Annotated in this window: 12 protein-coding genes and 2 pseudogenes; 9 read left to right on the top strand and 5 right to left on the bottom strand. The window is 68.1% G+C overall.

What is annotated here, in order from left to right; all coding sequences use genetic code 11:
- The 8 genes and pseudogenes from X946_RS29070 to astE all read left to right on the top strand — a co-directional run.
- Positions 1-187 (top strand): annotated as a pseudogene (locus X946_RS29070) (histidine/lysine/arginine/ornithine ABC transporter ATP-binding protein); the annotation flags it as partial.
- 27 nt (positions 188-214) lie between these two features.
- The gene (locus tag X946_RS29065) at positions 215-1,258 is read left to right on the top strand and encodes a GlxA family transcriptional regulator (RefSeq protein WP_038755384.1); all 1,044 of its coding nucleotides are present in this window, start codon (positions 215-217) and stop codon (positions 1,256-1,258) included.
- A 751-nt stretch (positions 1,259-2,009) separates the two neighbouring features.
- Positions 2,010-3,245, top strand: coding sequence for an aspartate aminotransferase family protein (locus tag X946_RS29060; RefSeq protein ID WP_038755376.1), 1,236 nt, complete (start codon positions 2,010-2,012; stop codon positions 3,243-3,245).
- 81 nt (positions 3,246-3,326) lie between these two features.
- A complete protein-coding gene (gene aruF / locus X946_RS29055; protein ID WP_038755374.1) occupies positions 3,327-4,385 on the top strand; it encodes an arginine/ornithine succinyltransferase subunit alpha in 1,059 nt (352 codons plus the stop codon).
- A complete protein-coding gene (gene astA / locus X946_RS29050; RefSeq protein WP_038755372.1) occupies positions 4,382-5,440 on the top strand; it encodes an arginine N-succinyltransferase in 1,059 nt (352 codons plus the stop codon). The genes aruF and astA overlap by 4 nt, the downstream gene beginning before the upstream one ends.
- Before the next feature lie 5 nt (positions 5,441-5,445).
- Entirely contained in the window at positions 5,446-6,909 is a 1,464-nt protein-coding gene (astD, locus tag X946_RS29045; RefSeq protein ID WP_038755370.1) for a succinylglutamate-semialdehyde dehydrogenase, read from the top strand.
- A 13-nt stretch (positions 6,910-6,922) separates the two neighbouring features.
- Positions 6,923-8,263: an N-succinylarginine dihydrolase gene (gene astB, locus X946_RS29040; RefSeq protein ID WP_038755365.1), complete on the top strand. Its 1,341-nt coding sequence runs from the start codon at positions 6,923-6,925 to the stop codon at positions 8,261-8,263.
- Positions 8,247-9,299, top strand: a complete 1,053-nt coding sequence (gene astE, locus X946_RS29035; RefSeq protein WP_038755351.1) for a succinylglutamate desuccinylase — start codon at positions 8,247-8,249, stop codon at positions 9,297-9,299. The genes astB and astE overlap by 17 nt, the downstream gene beginning before the upstream one ends.
- Positions 9,300-9,375: 76 nt before the next feature.
- On the opposite strand, the gene gstA is transcribed toward astE, so the two are convergent.
- Positions 9,376-9,990: a glutathione transferase GstA gene (gene gstA / locus X946_RS29030; protein WP_038755382.1), complete on the bottom strand. Its 615-nt coding sequence runs from the start codon at positions 9,988-9,990 to the stop codon at positions 9,376-9,378.
- 670 nt (positions 9,991-10,660) lie between these two features.
- On the opposite strand from gstA, the gene X946_RS29025 reads away from it, so the two are divergent.
- Positions 10,661-11,455, top strand: a complete 795-nt coding sequence (locus tag X946_RS29025) for an ABC transporter substrate-binding protein (RefSeq protein ID WP_038755339.1) — start codon at positions 10,661-10,663, stop codon at positions 11,453-11,455.
- Between the two features lie 172 nt (positions 11,456-11,627).
- Here the strand turns inward: X946_RS29025 and X946_RS29020 are convergent.
- From X946_RS29020 to X946_RS29005, 4 genes and pseudogenes are all read right to left on the bottom strand, one after another.
- Positions 11,628-12,931: pseudogene (locus X946_RS29020) on the bottom strand (fatty acid desaturase).
- A gap of 294 nt (positions 12,932-13,225) precedes the next feature.
- The gene (gene cyoD / locus X946_RS29015; protein ID WP_038755318.1) at positions 13,226-13,558 is read right to left on the bottom strand and encodes a cytochrome o ubiquinol oxidase subunit IV; all 333 of its coding nucleotides are present in this window, start codon (positions 13,556-13,558) and stop codon (positions 13,226-13,228) included.
- Entirely contained in the window at positions 13,559-14,164 is a 606-nt protein-coding gene (gene cyoC / locus X946_RS29010; protein ID WP_038755315.1) for a cytochrome o ubiquinol oxidase subunit III, read from the bottom strand. It lies immediately after the preceding gene.
- Positions 14,164-15,011: cbb3-type cytochrome c oxidase subunit I (locus X946_RS29005; RefSeq protein WP_038755313.1), on the bottom strand; the 848-nt coding region annotated here is incomplete at its 5' end. The genes X946_RS29005 and cyoC, both read right to left, overlap by 1 nt.

Below are 15,011 nucleotides of genomic sequence, written 5' to 3'. Positions count from 1 at the left end.
GAAGCTCGCGGAGGAAGGGCGCACGATGATCGTCGTCACGCACGAGATGGGCTTCGCGCGCAACGTGTCGAACCACGTGATGTTCCTGCACCAGGGGCGCACCGAGGAAGAGGGCGATCCGGCCGACGTGCTCGGGCGTCCGCAAAGCGAGCGCCTGAGGCAGTTCCTGTCGGGCAGCCTCAAGTAACGGTCGACGCGGCAGGTCGTGACGTCCGTGAATCGTCCAGCGAATCCCGCCCGCACGATACAGGTGGCGATCGTCGCGTTGCCGCCCGTGTCGATGTCGGGCGTGGGGCCGATCGTCGACGCGTTGAATCTCGCGAACGAGATCGACGCGCGCCTGTTGTACCGCTGGCAGGTGTGCTCGTGGGACGGCCGCGCGGTGCCGCTCGCGGGCGGCGCGCAGTGGCACGCGGACGCCGCGTTCAACGATGCGATCGTCTGCGACTGGCTGATCGTCGTCAGCGAGCGGTTCCAGCAGTTCGCCGATTACCGGCTCTTTCTCGCGAGCCTCGCGCGGGTCGGCCAGCGCACGCCGCTCGTGACGGGCATTCATCACGGCGTGTGGTGGCTCGCGATGGCGGGGCAGTTGTCGGGCTACCGGGTGAGCGTGAACTGGGAGACTTACCAGCAGTTCGCGGAGCAATTCGAGCGTTCGATCGTCACGCAGCAGATCTTCGAGATCGACCGCGATCGCGCGACGTGCGCGGGCGGCCAGGCGAGCGTTGATTTCATGCTGGCGATGATCGGCCGCGATCAGGGGCCGGAGCTGGCGGAGCGGGTTGCGGACGCGCTCGGCACGGGGCCGCTTCGCAGCGGCGAGGAGCGCCAGCGGATTCCGTTCGTGACGGCGCCGGGCGAGCGGCACCCGCGATTGAACGATGCGCTGCTGCTGATGGAGGCGAATGTCGAGGACCCGCTGACGACGGACGAGATCGCGGGGCTCGTCGGCGTGTCGCGGCGGCAGCTCGAGCGACTCTTCAGACAGTATCTCGGCGCGATGCCGTCGAAGTATTACCTGAATTTGCGGTTGCTGAAGGCGCGCACGCAGTTGCAGCGCACGAGCAAGTCGGTCGTGCAGGTGAGTCTCGCGTGCGGGTTTTCTTCGGCGGCGCATTTTTCGAATGCCTATCGGGAGCGCTTCGGCGTCACGCCGCGCGAGGATCGGCGCGCGTGGCTCGAGAAGCAGCACGGGAAGGGGGGCGCCGAGCCGCCTCGCGCGGGGGCCTTGGTGGAGCGGCCGCCGGCTCGGGACTGAGCGTGAGCAGTCCTTGGGGGCGCTTTCTTCGTTGCGGTTTTTTTGTCGGTTGTTTGGCGTATGTGTGTGTGTCGTGAATGGCCTGTGATGTTTGCGGTCTGTGAGCGTCGCCCCTCCCCGGGGCGGGGGTTACTTTTCTTTATCTTGCCAAAGAAAAGTAACCAAAAGAAAGGCGCGTCCTTCGGCGGACAGCAAAGGGAGCTGCGTTCGCTCTTCTCGCCAGCTTCACCGCTCACTTCGCTGCAAACCACTCTTTCATGTCACGGCTCGCCCCGCACGACGCATGCCGCCAATCTCAAGGTATGCCAATTATCCAAATCCGAGGCTCGCGCCTTGATGTGCCCATCGTCCGAGCGCAGCGAAAAAGGAGCCGGCGGGCGATGCGACGACACGGCCCCCGCGCGATCCGCTCCGCGTTCCGGTGCGACGCGACACGTTGGGGGCCGTGCCGACACGAACGAGCATGTCGCCTTAGGCCTGGGCCGAAAAAGCGCCTTTCTTTAGGTTACTTTTCTTTGGCAAGACAAAGAAAAGTGACCCCCGCCCCGGGGAGGGGCGACGCTCACAGACCGCAAACATCACAGGCCATTCACGACACACACATACGCCAAACAACCGACAAAAAACCGTCGCCCGCCGAAAAGGGCAAAAGAACCCCATCCGACAAATCGCGTCGCAATTGCGCAAGACGCATCGCGCGGCGTTGCCTAAACTTGAATCTGTTACCTCTTACGAAACGAAAGGAATCGTCATGAAGAGCCCGAACGTGTCCCGTCAGACTTTCGATGAAGTGATGGTGCCGGTGTTCGCCCCCGCGCCGTTCGTGCCTGAGCGCGGCGAAGGCTCGCGCGTGTGGGACACGGAAGGCCGCGACTACGTCGATTTCGCGGGCGGCATCGCCGTCACCGCGCTCGGCCACGGTCATCCGGAGCTCCTCAAGGTCCTCGACGAGCAAGGCCGCAAGCTCTGGCACATCGGCAACGGCTACACGAACGAGCCCGTCCTGCGCCTCGCGAAGCGCCTCGAATCGCTCACGTTCGCCGATCGCGCGTTCTTCGCGAACTCCGGCGCCGAAGCCAACGAGGCCGCCCTCAAGCTCGCGCGCCGAGTCGCGTTCGAGCGACACGGCGCCGACAAGTACGAGATCGTGTCGTTCCTCCAGTCGTTCCACGGCCGCACGTTCTTCACCGTCAGCGTCGGCGGACAATCGAAGTATTCGGAAGGCTTCGGCCCCGTGCCCGAAGGCATCCGGCACCTGCCGTACAACGACATCGCCGCCGCAAAGGCCGCGATCGGCCCGAAGACCTGCGCCGTGATCGTCGAGCCGATCCAGGGCGAGGGCGGCGTGATCCCCGCCGATCCCGCGTTCCTCGAGGCGCTGCGCGAAGCATGCGACGCGCACGGCGCGCTCCTCATCTTCGACGAGGTGCAAACGGGCGTCGGCCGCACCGGCCACTTCTACGCGTACATGGACACGGGCGTCACGCCCGACATCCTGACCACCGCGAAGGCGCTCGGCAACGGCTTCCCGATCGGCGCGATGCTCACGACGAAAGAGCTCGCCGCGCACTTCAAGGTCGGCGTGCACGGCACGACGTACGGCGGCAATCCGCTCGCGTCGGCGATCGCCGAGAAGGTCGTCGAGCTCGTCAGCGATCCGGCGCTCCTCGAAGGCGTCAAGGAGCGCAGCGCGCGCCTCACGGCCACGCTCGAGAAAATCGACGCGCGCTTCAAGCTCTTCAAGGAAGTTCGCGGCAAGGGCCTGCTGATCGGCGCGGAGCTCGTCGACGCGTTCGACGGCCGCGCGAAGGATTTCGTGTCGGCCGCGGCCGACCATGGCGTGATCATGCTGATCGCCGGCCCGAACGTGCTGCGCTTCGCGCCGTCGCTCGTGATTCCGCTCGACGTGCTCGACGAAGGCCTCGCGCGCTTCGAGAAGGCGGTCGAGCAGGTGCTCGCCGCGCAGGCCGAAGCCGCGCCGCGCTGAGCAGCCCCTAAGCAGCCCCTAAGCAGCGCCCAAGCGGCCCATATCGCTGACGTAGTAATGCTGACGTAGACAGGAACGACGATGCTCTTCGTACGCCCCGGCAGACTCGCCGATCTCGACGCGCTCGCGCAGATGGCGCGCACCGCGCAACCCGTGCTGCACTCGCTGCCGCACGACCGCGCGGCGCTCGAAGCGCGCGTCGCGCTTTCCGAGGACTCGTTTCGCGCGGAAGTCGACTTCCCCGGCGAGGAGTTCTATCTGTTCGTGCTCGAGGACAGCGCGACGGGCAAGCTGCTCGGCACCGCGAGCATCGTCGCCGCGGCCGGCTATTCGGAGCCGTTCTACGCGTTCCGCAACGACGCGCTGATCCACGCGTCGCGCGAGCTGCACGTGAACCGCAAGATCCATGCGCTCACGATGTCGCACGAATTGACGGGCAAGAGCCGGCTCGCCGGCTTCTACGTCGATCCGTCGCTGCGCGGCGACGCCGCCGCGCATCTGATCTCGCGCGCACGGATGATGTACATCGCGGCGAACCGCAGCCGCTTCACGCCCGAGGTGTTCTCGCTGTTGCTCGGCGTCACCGACGAGACGGGCGCGTCGCCGTTCTGGGAGGCGGTCGGCCGCAAGTTCTTCGGGCGCGACTTCGCCGCGGTCGAGATCGAGTCGGGCGGCCGCAGCCGCACGTTCATCGCCGAAGTGATGCCGACCTATCCGCTTTACGTGCCGCTGCTGCCCGAGGCCGCGCAGCGCGTGCTCGGCGAGCCGAGCGAGCACGCGCTCCTCGCGTACGACATCCACCTCGAGGAGGGCTTCGAGCCGGACCGCTACGTCGACATCTTCGACGCCGGCCCCGTGCTGACCGCGCAGGTCGACCGCACCGCGTGCGTGACGAAGCACGCCGAGCGCACGGTGCGCGAGGCGGCGCGCGCGCAGGGCGACACCACGTATCTGCTCTCGAGCGGGCGCGGCGACGCGTTTCGCTGCGTGCTCGCCGATCTGCCCGCCGACAGCGCCGACGCGCCGCTGCCCGCCGAGGCGCGCGCGGCGCTCGGCGTCGCCGACGGCGACACGGTGCGCTGCGTGCCGCTGCATCAGCGCGACGGCCAACCGTCGGACCAACCAGGAGACGCAGCATGATCGTCGTTCGGGTCGTACAAACGGGCGACGTGGATGCGCTCGTCTCGCTCGCGCAGGAAACCGGACCGGGGCTCACCACGTTCAAGCCGGACCGCGACGCGCTCGCCGCGCGAATCGAGCGCACGCGCCGCACGCTCGAGAATTGCGCGACGCCCGCCGAGGCCGGCTATTTCTTCGTGATGGAAGATTCGCAGTCGGGCGACATCGCCGGCGTGTGCGGAATCGAAACCGAAGTCGGCCTCGCGCAGCCGTTCTACAACTATCGCGTGAGCACGGTCGTCCACGCGAGCCAGGATCTCGGCGTGTGGACGAAGATGTCGCTGCTGAACATCTCGCACGACCTGACGGGCTACGCGGAAGTGTGCTCGCTGTTCCTGAGCCCGCGCTACCGGACGGGCGGCGTAGGCGGCCTGCTGTCGCGCTCGCGCTTCATGTTCATCGCGCAGTTCCGCGAACGCTTTCCGGAGCGCATCTGCGCGGAGCTGCGCGGGCACTTCGACGACGACGGCACGTCGCCGTTCTGGCGCGCGGTCGGATCGCACTTCTATCAGATCGATTTCAACGCCGCCGATTATCTGAGCTCGCACGGCCGCAAGTCGTTCCTCGCGGAACTGATGCCGCGCTTTCCAGTCTACGTCGACCTGCTGCCGCGGGACGCGCAGGACGTGATCGGGCTCACGCATCGCGACACGCTGCCCGCGCGCAAGATGCTCGAAGCGGAAGGGCTGCGCTATCAGAACCACGTCGACATCTTCGATGCGGGCCCCGTGCTCGAATGCCACGTCTCGGATCTGCGCACGGTGCGCGAGAGCGTCGTCGTGCCGGTCGCGATCGGCGCGAGCGCCGGGCGCGACGGGCGTGATGGGGGCGACGGACGCGACGAAGCACCGCGCTCGCTCGTGTCGAACACGTCGCTCACCGATTTTCGCGTCGGCGTCGCGCCGGGGCTCGTCGAGGACGGCGCGTTCATGCTGTCGGCCGACGATGCCGCCGCGCTGCGCGTGAGCGCGGGCGATCTCGTGCGCGTATTGCCGCTCAAACCCAAACAGAGATAACGGACATGACTGAACTCTTCATCGACGGCGCCTGGGTCGACGGCGCGGGAGCCGTCTTCGCGTCGCGCAACCCCGGCACGAACGAGCGCGTGTGGGAAGGCGCGAGCGCGTCGGCGCACGACGTCGACCGCGCGGTCGCGAGCGCGCGGCGCGCATTCGCTTCGTGGTCGGCGCTCGATCTCGACGCGCGTTGCGCGATCGTCAAGCGCTTCGCCGCGCTTCTCGTCGAGCGCAAGGAAGCGCTCGCGACGATGATCGGCCGCGAGACCGGCAAGCCGCTGTGGGAGGCGCGCACCGAGGTCGCGTCGATGGCCGCGAAGGTCGACATCTCGATCGCCGCGTACCACGAGCGCACGGGCGAAAGGCGCACGCCGATGGGCGACGGCGTCGCGGTGCTGCGGCATCGTCCGCATGGCGTCGTCGCGGTGTTCGGTCCATACAACTTCCCCGGCCACTTGCCGAACGGGCATATCGTGCCGGCGCTCATCGCGGGCAATGCCGTCGTGTTCAAGCCGTCTGAGCTCGCGCCCGGCGTCGCGCGCGCCACCGTCGAGATCTGGCGCGACGCGGGGCTGCCCGCCGGCGTGCTCAATCTCGTGCAGGGCGAGAAGGACACGGGCGTCGCGCTCGCGAACCATCGGCAGATCGATGGGCTCTTCTTCACCGGCAGCTCCGACACGGGCACGCTGCTGCACCGGCAGTTCGGCGGCCGGCCGGAGATCGTGCTCGCGCTCGAGATGGGCGGCAACAATCCGCTCGTCGTCGCCGACGTCGAGGATATCGACGCGGCGGTGCATCACGCGATCCAGTCGGCGTTCCTGTCGGCGGGGCAGCGCTGCACGTGCGCGCGCCGGATTCTCGTGCCGCACGGCGCGTTCGGCGATCGCTTCCTCGCGCGCTTCGCGGACGTCACGTCGAAGATCACGGCCGACGTCTACGACGCCGATCCGCAGCCGTTCATGGGCGCGGTGATCTCGGCGCGCGCGGCGTCGCGTCTCGTCGCCGCGCAGGCGAAGCTCGTCGAGCGGGGCGCTGCGCCCATCGTCGAGATGAAGCAGCGCGATTCCGCGCTCGGCTTCGTCAACGCGTCGATTCTCGACGTGACGAACGTGCGCGAGCTGCCCGACGAAGAGCATTTCGGCCCGCTCGCGCAGATCATTCGCTATACGGATCTCGACGACGCGATAGCGCGCGCGAACGACACCGCGTTCGGCCTGTCGGCGGGCCTGCTCGCCGACGACGAAAAAGCCTGGGACACGTTCCGCCGCGCGATCCGCGCCGGCATCGTGAACTGGAACCGGCCGACCAACGGCGCGTCGTCGTCGGCGCCGTTCGGCGGCGCGGGCCGCTCCGGCAACCATCGCCCGAGCGCGTACTACGCGGCCGATTACTGCGCGTATCCGATGGCGTCGGTCGAGAGCGCGCAATTGCAGATGCCCGCGAGCCTCTCGCCGGGCCTTCATTTCTGAGCAGGATACGACGATGAACGCTAAAGAAGCCAATTTCGACGGGCTCGTCGGCCCGACCCATAACTATGCGGGGCTGTCGTTCGGCAACGTCGCGTCGCTGTCGAACGAGAAATCCGACGCGAACCCGAAGGCGGCCGCGAAGCAGGGGCTGCGCAAGATGAAGCAGCTCGCCGAGCTCGGTTTCGCGCAGGGCGTGCTGCCGCCGCAGGAGCGGCCGTCGCTGCGCCTCTTGCGCGAGCTCGGCTTCTCCGGCAAGGACGCCGACGTGATCGCGAAGGCTGCGAAGCAGGCGCCCGAGATGCTCGCCGCCGCGAGCTCGGCGTCCGCGATGTGGACCGCGAACGCGGCGACGGTGAGCCCGTCCGCCGACACGAGCGACGGCCGAGTGCACTTCACGCCGGCGAATCTGTGCAGCAAGCTGCATCGCGCGATCGAGCACGAATCGACGCGTCGCACGCTCGCCGCGATCTTCGCGGACGAAGCGCGCTTCGCGGTGCACGACGCGCTGCCCGGCACGCCCGCGCTCGGCGACGAGGGCGCGGCGAATCACACGCGCTTTTGCGCGGAATACGGCGCGCACGGCGTCGAATTCTTCGTGTACGGCCGCGCCGAATTCCGCCGCGGGCCGGAGCCGACGCGCTTTCCCGCGCGCCAGACGTTCGAGGCGAGCCGCGCGGTCGCGCATCGCCACGGCCTGCGCGAGGAGGCGACGATCTACGCGCAGCAGAGCCCGGACGTGATCGACGCGGGCGTGTTCCACAACGACGTGATCGCGGTCGGCAATCGCGACACGCTGTTCTGCCACGAGCGCGCGTTCGTCGACAGGCAGGCGGTGTACGACGCGCTCACCGCATCGCTCGGCGCGCTCGGCGCGCAGCTGAACGTGATCGAGGTGCCGGATCGCGCGGTGAGCGTCGCCGACGCGGTCGGCTCGTACCTGTTCAACAGCCAGCTGCTGACGCGCGACGACGGCCGGCAGTTGCTCGTCGTGCCGCAGGAATGCCGCGAGAACGCGAACGTGTCCGCGTATCTCGACGCGCTCGTCGCCGGTAACGGGCCGATTCGCGACGTGCGCGTGTTCGATCTGCGCGAGAGCATGAAGAACGGCGGCGGGCCCGCGTGCCTGCGGCTGCGCGTCGTGCTGACCGATGCGGAGCGCGCGGCGGTGAAGTCGAACGTATGGATCAACGACGCGCTGTTCGCGTCGCTCGACGCGTGGATCGACAAGCACTACCGCGACCGGCTGTCGCCCCTCGATCTCGCCGATCCCGCGCTGCTCGACGAATCGCGCACCGCGCTCGATGCGCTGACGCAGATCCTCGGCCTCGGCTCGCTCTATGACTTCCAGCGCTGATCGCGGCGACGACGCCGCGTGGCTCGACGATTTCCTCGCGCTGACGCTCGCGGGCGAAAAGCCGCGCGCGGAAGCGGGCGAATGCGCGGCGCGTGCGGCGGTGCGCTGGCGCTGGCTCGGCGACGGGCTGCTGCAGCTCGAGCCCGCCGACGCGGCGCTGGCGAGGCAAAGCGTGCTCGTATCGGCGGGCGTGCACGGCGACGAGACGGCGCCGATCGAGCTGCTGTCGATGCTCGTGCGCGATCTCGCGCGCGGCGCGCTGCCGCTGCGCTGTCGCCTCCTCGTCGCGCTCGGCAATCCGGGCGCGATGCGCGCGGGCGAGCGCTATCTCGACGATGACCTGAACCGGCTCTTCGGCGCTCGCCACGCGCAGCTCGCGGCGAGCCGCGAGGCGCCGCGCGCGGCGCAGCTGGAGGCGGCCGCGTCGGCCTTCTTCGCGACGGCGGGCCGCGCGAGGGGCGCGCGCTGGCACATCGACATGCACACGGCGATTCGCGCGTCGGTGTTCGAGCAGTTCGCGCTGCTGCCGCACACGGGCGAGCCGCCGACGCGCACGATGTTCGAGTGGCTCGGCGAGGCGGGGATCGCCGCGGTGCTGCTGCATACGGCGAAGGGCAGCACATTTTCGCACTTCACCGCGGCGACGTGCGGCGCGCTCGCGTGCACGCTCGAACTCGGCAAGGTGATGCCGTTCGGCGCGAACGATCTCGCGCGCTTCGCGCTCGCCGACGCGGCGGTGCGCGGCCTCGTCTCCGGCCGCCGGGACGCGCCGCGCGGGCCGCTGCCGCGCGTGTTCACGGTCGTCGACCAGATCACGAAGCAAAGCGACGCGCTCGAGCTCCTCGTCGCGAAGGACGTGCCGAACTTCACGCCGTTCGCGCAGGGCACGCTGCTCGCGCGCGACGGCGACTACCGCTACGCGGTGCGTCATGCCGAGGAGCGCATCGTGTTCCCGAATCCGGCCGTGAAGCCCGGCCTGCGAGCGGGGCTTCTCGTCATCGAGACGACGCGCGACACGCACGCGTCGCTCGCGTGAAGCGCGGGCCGGGCCCGATGCGGTCCGGCCGGACCTTGGCCCGGCTCGGCCCGGCGCAACCCGGCGCCTCGCGCATTCAGCGGTCGAGCCCTTCCGCCGCCAGCGCTTCCTTGACCTTCGGCCGCGCGGCGATCCGCTCCATCAGCGCGACGAGATGCGGATACGGCGCGAGCGGAATGCGCAGAAAATTCGACCAGTTCGCGACCGCGAACAAATACGCGTCGGCGACCGTGAAGCCGCTCGCGCTCAGATATTCGCGCGTCGCGAGATGCGCGTCGACTTCGTTCAGGCGTCGATCGAGCTTGTCGAGGCATTGACGCCGCGTCGACTCGGCGGTGTCGTCGTGAAAGAGCCACGGACTGTACGTCTTGTGCAGCTCGGAGCTGACGAACGTCAACCATTCGATCACCTCGTAGCGCGCCGGCGTGCCGTGCGCGGGAATCAGCGCGCCGGTGGGCGCGAGATCGCCGACGCGCTGCAGCAGCGCGGCCGCTTCGGTGTGGCGCGTGCCGTCGTCGAGCTCGAGGAGCGGCACGTAGCCGCGCGGCGATACCGCGTGGAAGTCGCCGCCGTCGCCGGCGATCCGATGTTTGGACAGATCGACCCTGACGGCTTCGAACGGCAGGCCGGCTTCCGTGAGCGCGATGCGAATGGCGAGCGAACAGGCGCCGGGCGTGTAATAGAGCTTCATGAGCGAGCGTTTCCTCGTGTTGACGATAGGTCGAAGGCGGCGGGCGGCGCTCGAAGGCGCGCCCGGGATACGTCGCTCGAATAGCGGCGACGCACTCGACGATAACGGAAAAGGCGCGAAACGATGCGTGTGGAAACGCGATATGAACCGACGGCCATCGACACGCAGGCGGCGCTCGCTCGCGCTCGTGCGCGCGGGCACGCTCGCGCAAGCGGCGCGCCGGATGAACCTCGACGCGCCCACCGTGTTCCGCGCGGTGCGGCGCATCGAGCGGAGCCCGGGCGGCGGCTGTGCGCGCGCTCGACGCGCGGCTATCGGCCGACGTCGCGCGGCGGGCGGCTCGCGCGGCACGGCGAGTGCATCGAGGCGAAACGCGCCGCCGACGCCTGCGCCGCGTAGCCGGGCGCGATCGCCGCGCGTTCCGGCGCATGCCTTGCGCGATTGCGACATCGTCTTGCAACTTCCGTTCGACGCGCCCCCCATTCGATGCGGCGCCGCGCGAGCGAGCGTTCGACGGCTCGGGGCGCGCGAGACGGTACAATCGCGACCTTGCGGCTGTTGCGCCGCATCACGGCCGACCCGCGCGATTGTCCGGAAATTTCGGCGCTGCAATGATGCGGCGGTCCGGTCGTTGACTGACATTGTTCGTTCAAAGCGAGGAGAACACCTGATGAAGTTGAACTGGCGGAAGATGGCCGTGTTCGCGGTCGCGACGGCCGCGGCGCTGGAGGCGGGCAGCGCGTTTGGCGCCGACCTGAAGGAAATCCGCTTCGGCGTCGAGGCGTCGTATGCGCCGTTCGAATACAAGATGCCGGACGGCAAGCTGGCGGGCTTCGACATCGACATCGGCAACGCGGTGTGCGCGAAGCTGAAGGTCAAGTGCGTGTGGGTCGAGAACGCGTTCGACGGGCTGATCCCGGCGTTGCAGGCGCGCAAGTTCGACGCGATCAACTCCGACATGACGATCACCGAGCAGCGTCGCAAGGCGATCGACTTCACCGATCCGATCTACACGATTCCGAACCAGCTGATCGCGAAGAAGGGCAGCGGCCTGCTGCCGACGACCGCGTCGCTGAAGGGCAAGCGCATCGGCGTGCTGCAGGGCACGATCCAGGAAGCGTACGCGAAGAAGCGCTGGGCGCCGGCGGGCGTCGAAGTCGTGCCGTACCAGACGCAGGATCTCGCGTACGAAGACCTGAAGTCGGGCCGCCTCGACGCGACGTTCCAGGATTCGGAAGCGGGCGCGAAGGGCTTTCTGTCGAAGCCGCAGGGCGCGGGCTTCGCGTTCGCGGGCGATCACGTGAGCGACGCCGAGATCCTCGGCACGGGCGTCGGCTTCGGTCTGCGCAAGGGCGACGCGCAGTTGAAGAACGCGGTCAATCAGGCGCTGAAGGACCTGAAGGCCGACGGCACGATCGACGGCTTCGCGAAGAAATACTTCAGCGTGCCCGTGACGCTCAAGTAACGCATTCGACGGGCGGCTCGCCGCTCGTCGCGATGTGCTCGAATCGACCGGCCGCACAAGCGGCCGGTTTCGTTTTGAGGCGCGCCGGTGCCGCTCGGCGCAAGGGCGACCGGCGCCGCTTCGCGATAGCGGCGCGCGCGGCGGATGCGACCGGCCGCGCGCGCCGCGCGCATCATGCGCCGTTCGGTCGGGCCGAGCCGCCCGCGCCGCCTTGCGCGCCGCCCGGCCGCTGATCCGCCATCGGCGCGTCTGCGCGCAGATGCGCGTCGCTCGTCGCGCGGCCGCGATAATCGGTCCAGCACTTGCGCTCGGTGTCGTAGAGCTTGCAGCGCCGCGCGGTGTCGAAATACCAGCGCCAGCCGAAGCGCTGCACGACGATGCGCCCCGGCAGCATTGCTTCGAGCTTCGCCTGCGCGCCCTTCAGCCCGTACAGCGGGATGCTCATGTCGACGTGATGCGCGGTGTGCTCCATGATGTGATGCAGCAGCCCGCCGATGCCGAACGGAAACGTCAGGTGCAGCGTCGTCGACACGAACGGCGCCGCGCGCGACCATTCGGCGCGGTTCGCGTGCCACGAGATCCGCGGATCGGTGTGGTGGACGTAGACGACGAAGCCGATCATCGAGCACCAGAACAGGAACGGCACGGCAAAGCCGGTGACGAGCAGCAGGAGCGTCGACTGATGCGTCGCCGCGGCGATCCAGACGACCGCGCCGATCCACAGCGCGGCGAAGCCCGTGACGAGCAGGCAGTCGCGCCGGAATATCGGCCGCGACGCGCCGAGGTAGGCCTTCGCCGGAAAGTACATTCGCAGCCACCAGATTTCGACGAGATAGTAGAGCCCCGGCGCCCAGCCGCTGCGATAGATGCGGTCGAGAAAACGCCGCGTCGGCGACAGCGCGGCGAACTCGTCCGGCGTATGCGGCGCCCACACGAAATCGAAGCCCTTCAGGTTCGTGTAGCCGTGATGGACGACGTTGTGGCCGACTTCCCACAGGCTGTATGGCGTGAGCGACGGCAGGAACGCGATGCGGCCGAGCCAGCGGTTGAGCCGGTGATTCGGCGTGAGGCTCTGATGGCACGCGTCGTGGCCGATGATGAAGAGGCGGCCGGTGACGAAGCCGGCCGCCATGCCGCAGACGATCTTCGCGACGCTGGACGGCGCGAGCAGCGCGCCTGCGAGCGCGGCGAGGAGCAGCAGATAATCGACGACGAGCAGCGCGATCGAGCGGACGATCACGCGCTCGCCGAACGGCGTGATCCACGAGCGGATGACCTTGCGGTGCGGCATCGGCTCGTCGACGCGAATGGGGTTGGAGGAGTCGTTCATGGAGTCGATAGCACAAAAAGACATCGAGGCGCCGGTGCCGGTATCCCGCGCTTCGCCCGCCGAACGGCGGCGCGGATACCGGTCGCCGGATCGCAGGCGCCGCGCCCGAGGCCCGCGCGACGACGCGAGCGTGAGCACGTGCGCATGCGGTTGCAATGGCGTCGGCGAAGCGACGGACGATGCGAATGTCGATCGTCGCTCATGTTCGCCGACGCTTCGGAACACGAATCGAAAACGAATCGAAATCGGCTCGCGCGGCGCCGTCGAATCCGGTAACGCGTGCACCACGTGCAGACGGCCGGATCGGCGCGTGCGCCCGGCGCGGCGAGAGCAACGAACAAGCAAAGCGGCAAACATGCAACAAGAGCGATGCCGTCCAGCGCGGGACGGCATCGCCGACGCGCGGCAAGACCCGTCGCGAGGCTTGTCGCAAGGCTTGTCTATCGGGACATCATGTTCATGCCGACGTTGTGCATGACCCAGACCGTGCCGAAGATCAGGATCAGCGCGGTCAGCACCGTGTAGCTGAACGCCATCACGTTCCAGCGCTGGCTCGACGACGTGTTCATGTGCAGGAAATAAACGAGATGCACGACGATCTGCACGGTGGCGAGCACGGCGAGCGACACGAGCGTCTCGCGCGGCGGCAGCACGCCGCCCATCACGAGGCCGAACGACGCGGCCGTCAGCAGCACCGACAGCACGAAACCCGCGATGTAGCCGCCGATGGTGCCGTGCGCTTCATCGCCGTGAGAAAGATGCGTATGTGCCATTCAGATCACGCTCGCAAGATAGACAAAGGAGAACACGCAGATCCAGACGATGTCGAGGAAGTGCCAGAAGAGGCTCAGGCAGGTGAGCCTGCGGATGTCCCGCTCGGTCAGCTCGGGGCGGCGCAGCGCCTGCGCGGCGAGCACGATCATCCACGCGAGGCCGGCCGTCACGTGCAGCCCGTGCGTGCCGACGAGCGTGAAGAACGACGACAGGAACGCGCTGCGCTGCGGCCCCGCGCCTTCGGCGATCAGGTGCGAGAACTCGCGCAGCTCCATCGCGAGGAACGCCGCGCCGAGCACGAACGTCACCGCGAGCCAGCCGAACACCGCGCCGCGCCGCCGCTTGTGCGCGCCGATCATCGCGAAGCCGTACGTGATGCTGGAAAGCAGCAGCGCGGCGGTCTCGAGCGCGACGCCTGGAATGTCGAACAGGTCCTTGCCGGTCGGGCCGCCCGCGAACTGATTGCCGAGCACCGCGAACGTCGCGAACAGCGCCGCGAAGAGCACGCAGTCGGTCATCAGGTACAGCCAGAAGCCGAACACCGAATGCGACGGCGGATGATCGTGCGATGCCGCGTGGTCGAGCATCATCGTGTTGTGCGACATCAGTTGACCTCCAGTTCGACTTCGGCCGGCTGCGCCGGCATGCGCGCGCCCGTGCGCTTTTCCTCGATCTTGCGGACCGTTTCGGCCGGAATGTAATAGCCGTCGTTGTCGCCCGCGCTATACAGGATCACCGTCGCGACGATGCCGACGAGCGACGCGATCGCGAGCCACCAGATGTGCCACACGAGCGCGAAGCCGAGCACGAGGCTGAACATGCCGATGATGAAGCCCGCACCCGTGTTCGACGGCATGTGGATGTCCTGATAGACGATCTTCTTGCCGGCGCCGACACCGAGGCCATGTTCCTTGCGGTACGCGAGCTCGTCGAGCGCGTGCACGGTCGGGATCACCGCGAAGTTGTAGACGGGCGGCGGCGACGTCGTCGCCCATTCGAGCGTGCGGCCGTCCCACGGGTCGCCCGTCGTGTCGCGGTAGGCGGGCTGGTTGCGGTTGCGCACCGCGACCCACACCTGCGCGACCTGATGCAGCACGCCGATCGCGATCAACGCGACGCCGCACGCGGCGACGATGAGCCACGGATGCCATGCGGGGTTGTCGTAATGATTCAGGCGGCGCGTCATGCCCATGAAGCCGAGCACATAAAGCGGCACGAACGACACGTAGAAGCCGATGAACCAGCACCAGAACGCGCGCTTGCCGAGCTTCTCGTCGAGCTTGAAGCCGAACGCCTTCGGGAACCAGTAATGGAAGCCCGCGAGATAGCCGAACACGACGCCGCCGATGATCGCGTTGTGGAAGTGCGCGATCAGGAACAGGCTGTTGTGCAGCACGAAGTCCGCGCCGGGGATCGCCATCATCACGCCCGTCATCCCGCCGAGCGTGAACG

This window comes from Burkholderia sp. ABCPW 111 (assembly GCF_000773065.1).
GTDB lineage: Bacteria > Pseudomonadota > Gammaproteobacteria > Burkholderiales > Burkholderiaceae > Burkholderia > Burkholderia savannae.
The sequence above is the reverse complement of the archived record's forward strand: the minus strand, read 5'-3'. Positions and strand labels throughout refer to the sequence as shown.

Excerpts from the sequence above, each read along its gene's own strand:
- X946_RS29060 (WP_038755376.1), top strand. The coding sequence starts at position 2,010 with ATGAAGAGCCCGAACGTGTCCCGTCAGACTTTCGATGAAGTGATGGTG.
- aruF (WP_038755374.1), top strand. The coding sequence starts at position 3,327 with ATGCTCTTCGTACGCCCCGGCAGACTCGCCGATCTCGACGCGCTCGCG.
- astA (WP_038755372.1), top strand. The coding sequence starts at position 4,382 with ATGATCGTCGTTCGGGTCGTACAAACGGGCGACGTGGATGCGCTCGTC.
- astD (WP_038755370.1), top strand. The coding sequence starts at position 5,446 with ATGACTGAACTCTTCATCGACGGCGCCTGGGTCGACGGCGCGGGAGCC.
- astB (WP_038755365.1), top strand. The coding sequence starts at position 6,923 with ATGAACGCTAAAGAAGCCAATTTCGACGGGCTCGTCGGCCCGACCCAT.
- astE (WP_038755351.1), top strand. The coding sequence starts at position 8,247 with ATGACTTCCAGCGCTGATCGCGGCGACGACGCCGCGTGGCTCGACGAT.
- gstA (WP_038755382.1), bottom strand. The coding sequence starts at position 9,990 with ATGAAGCTCTATTACACGCCCGGCGCCTGTTCGCTCGCCATTCGCATC.
- X946_RS29025 (WP_038755339.1), top strand. The coding sequence starts at position 10,661 with ATGAAGTTGAACTGGCGGAAGATGGCCGTGTTCGCGGTCGCGACGGCC.
- cyoD (WP_038755318.1), bottom strand. The coding sequence starts at position 13,558 with ATGGCACATACGCATCTTTCTCACGGCGATGAAGCGCACGGCACCATC.
- cyoC (WP_038755315.1), bottom strand. The coding sequence starts at position 14,164 with ATGTCGCACAACACGATGATGCTCGACCACGCGGCATCGCACGATCAT.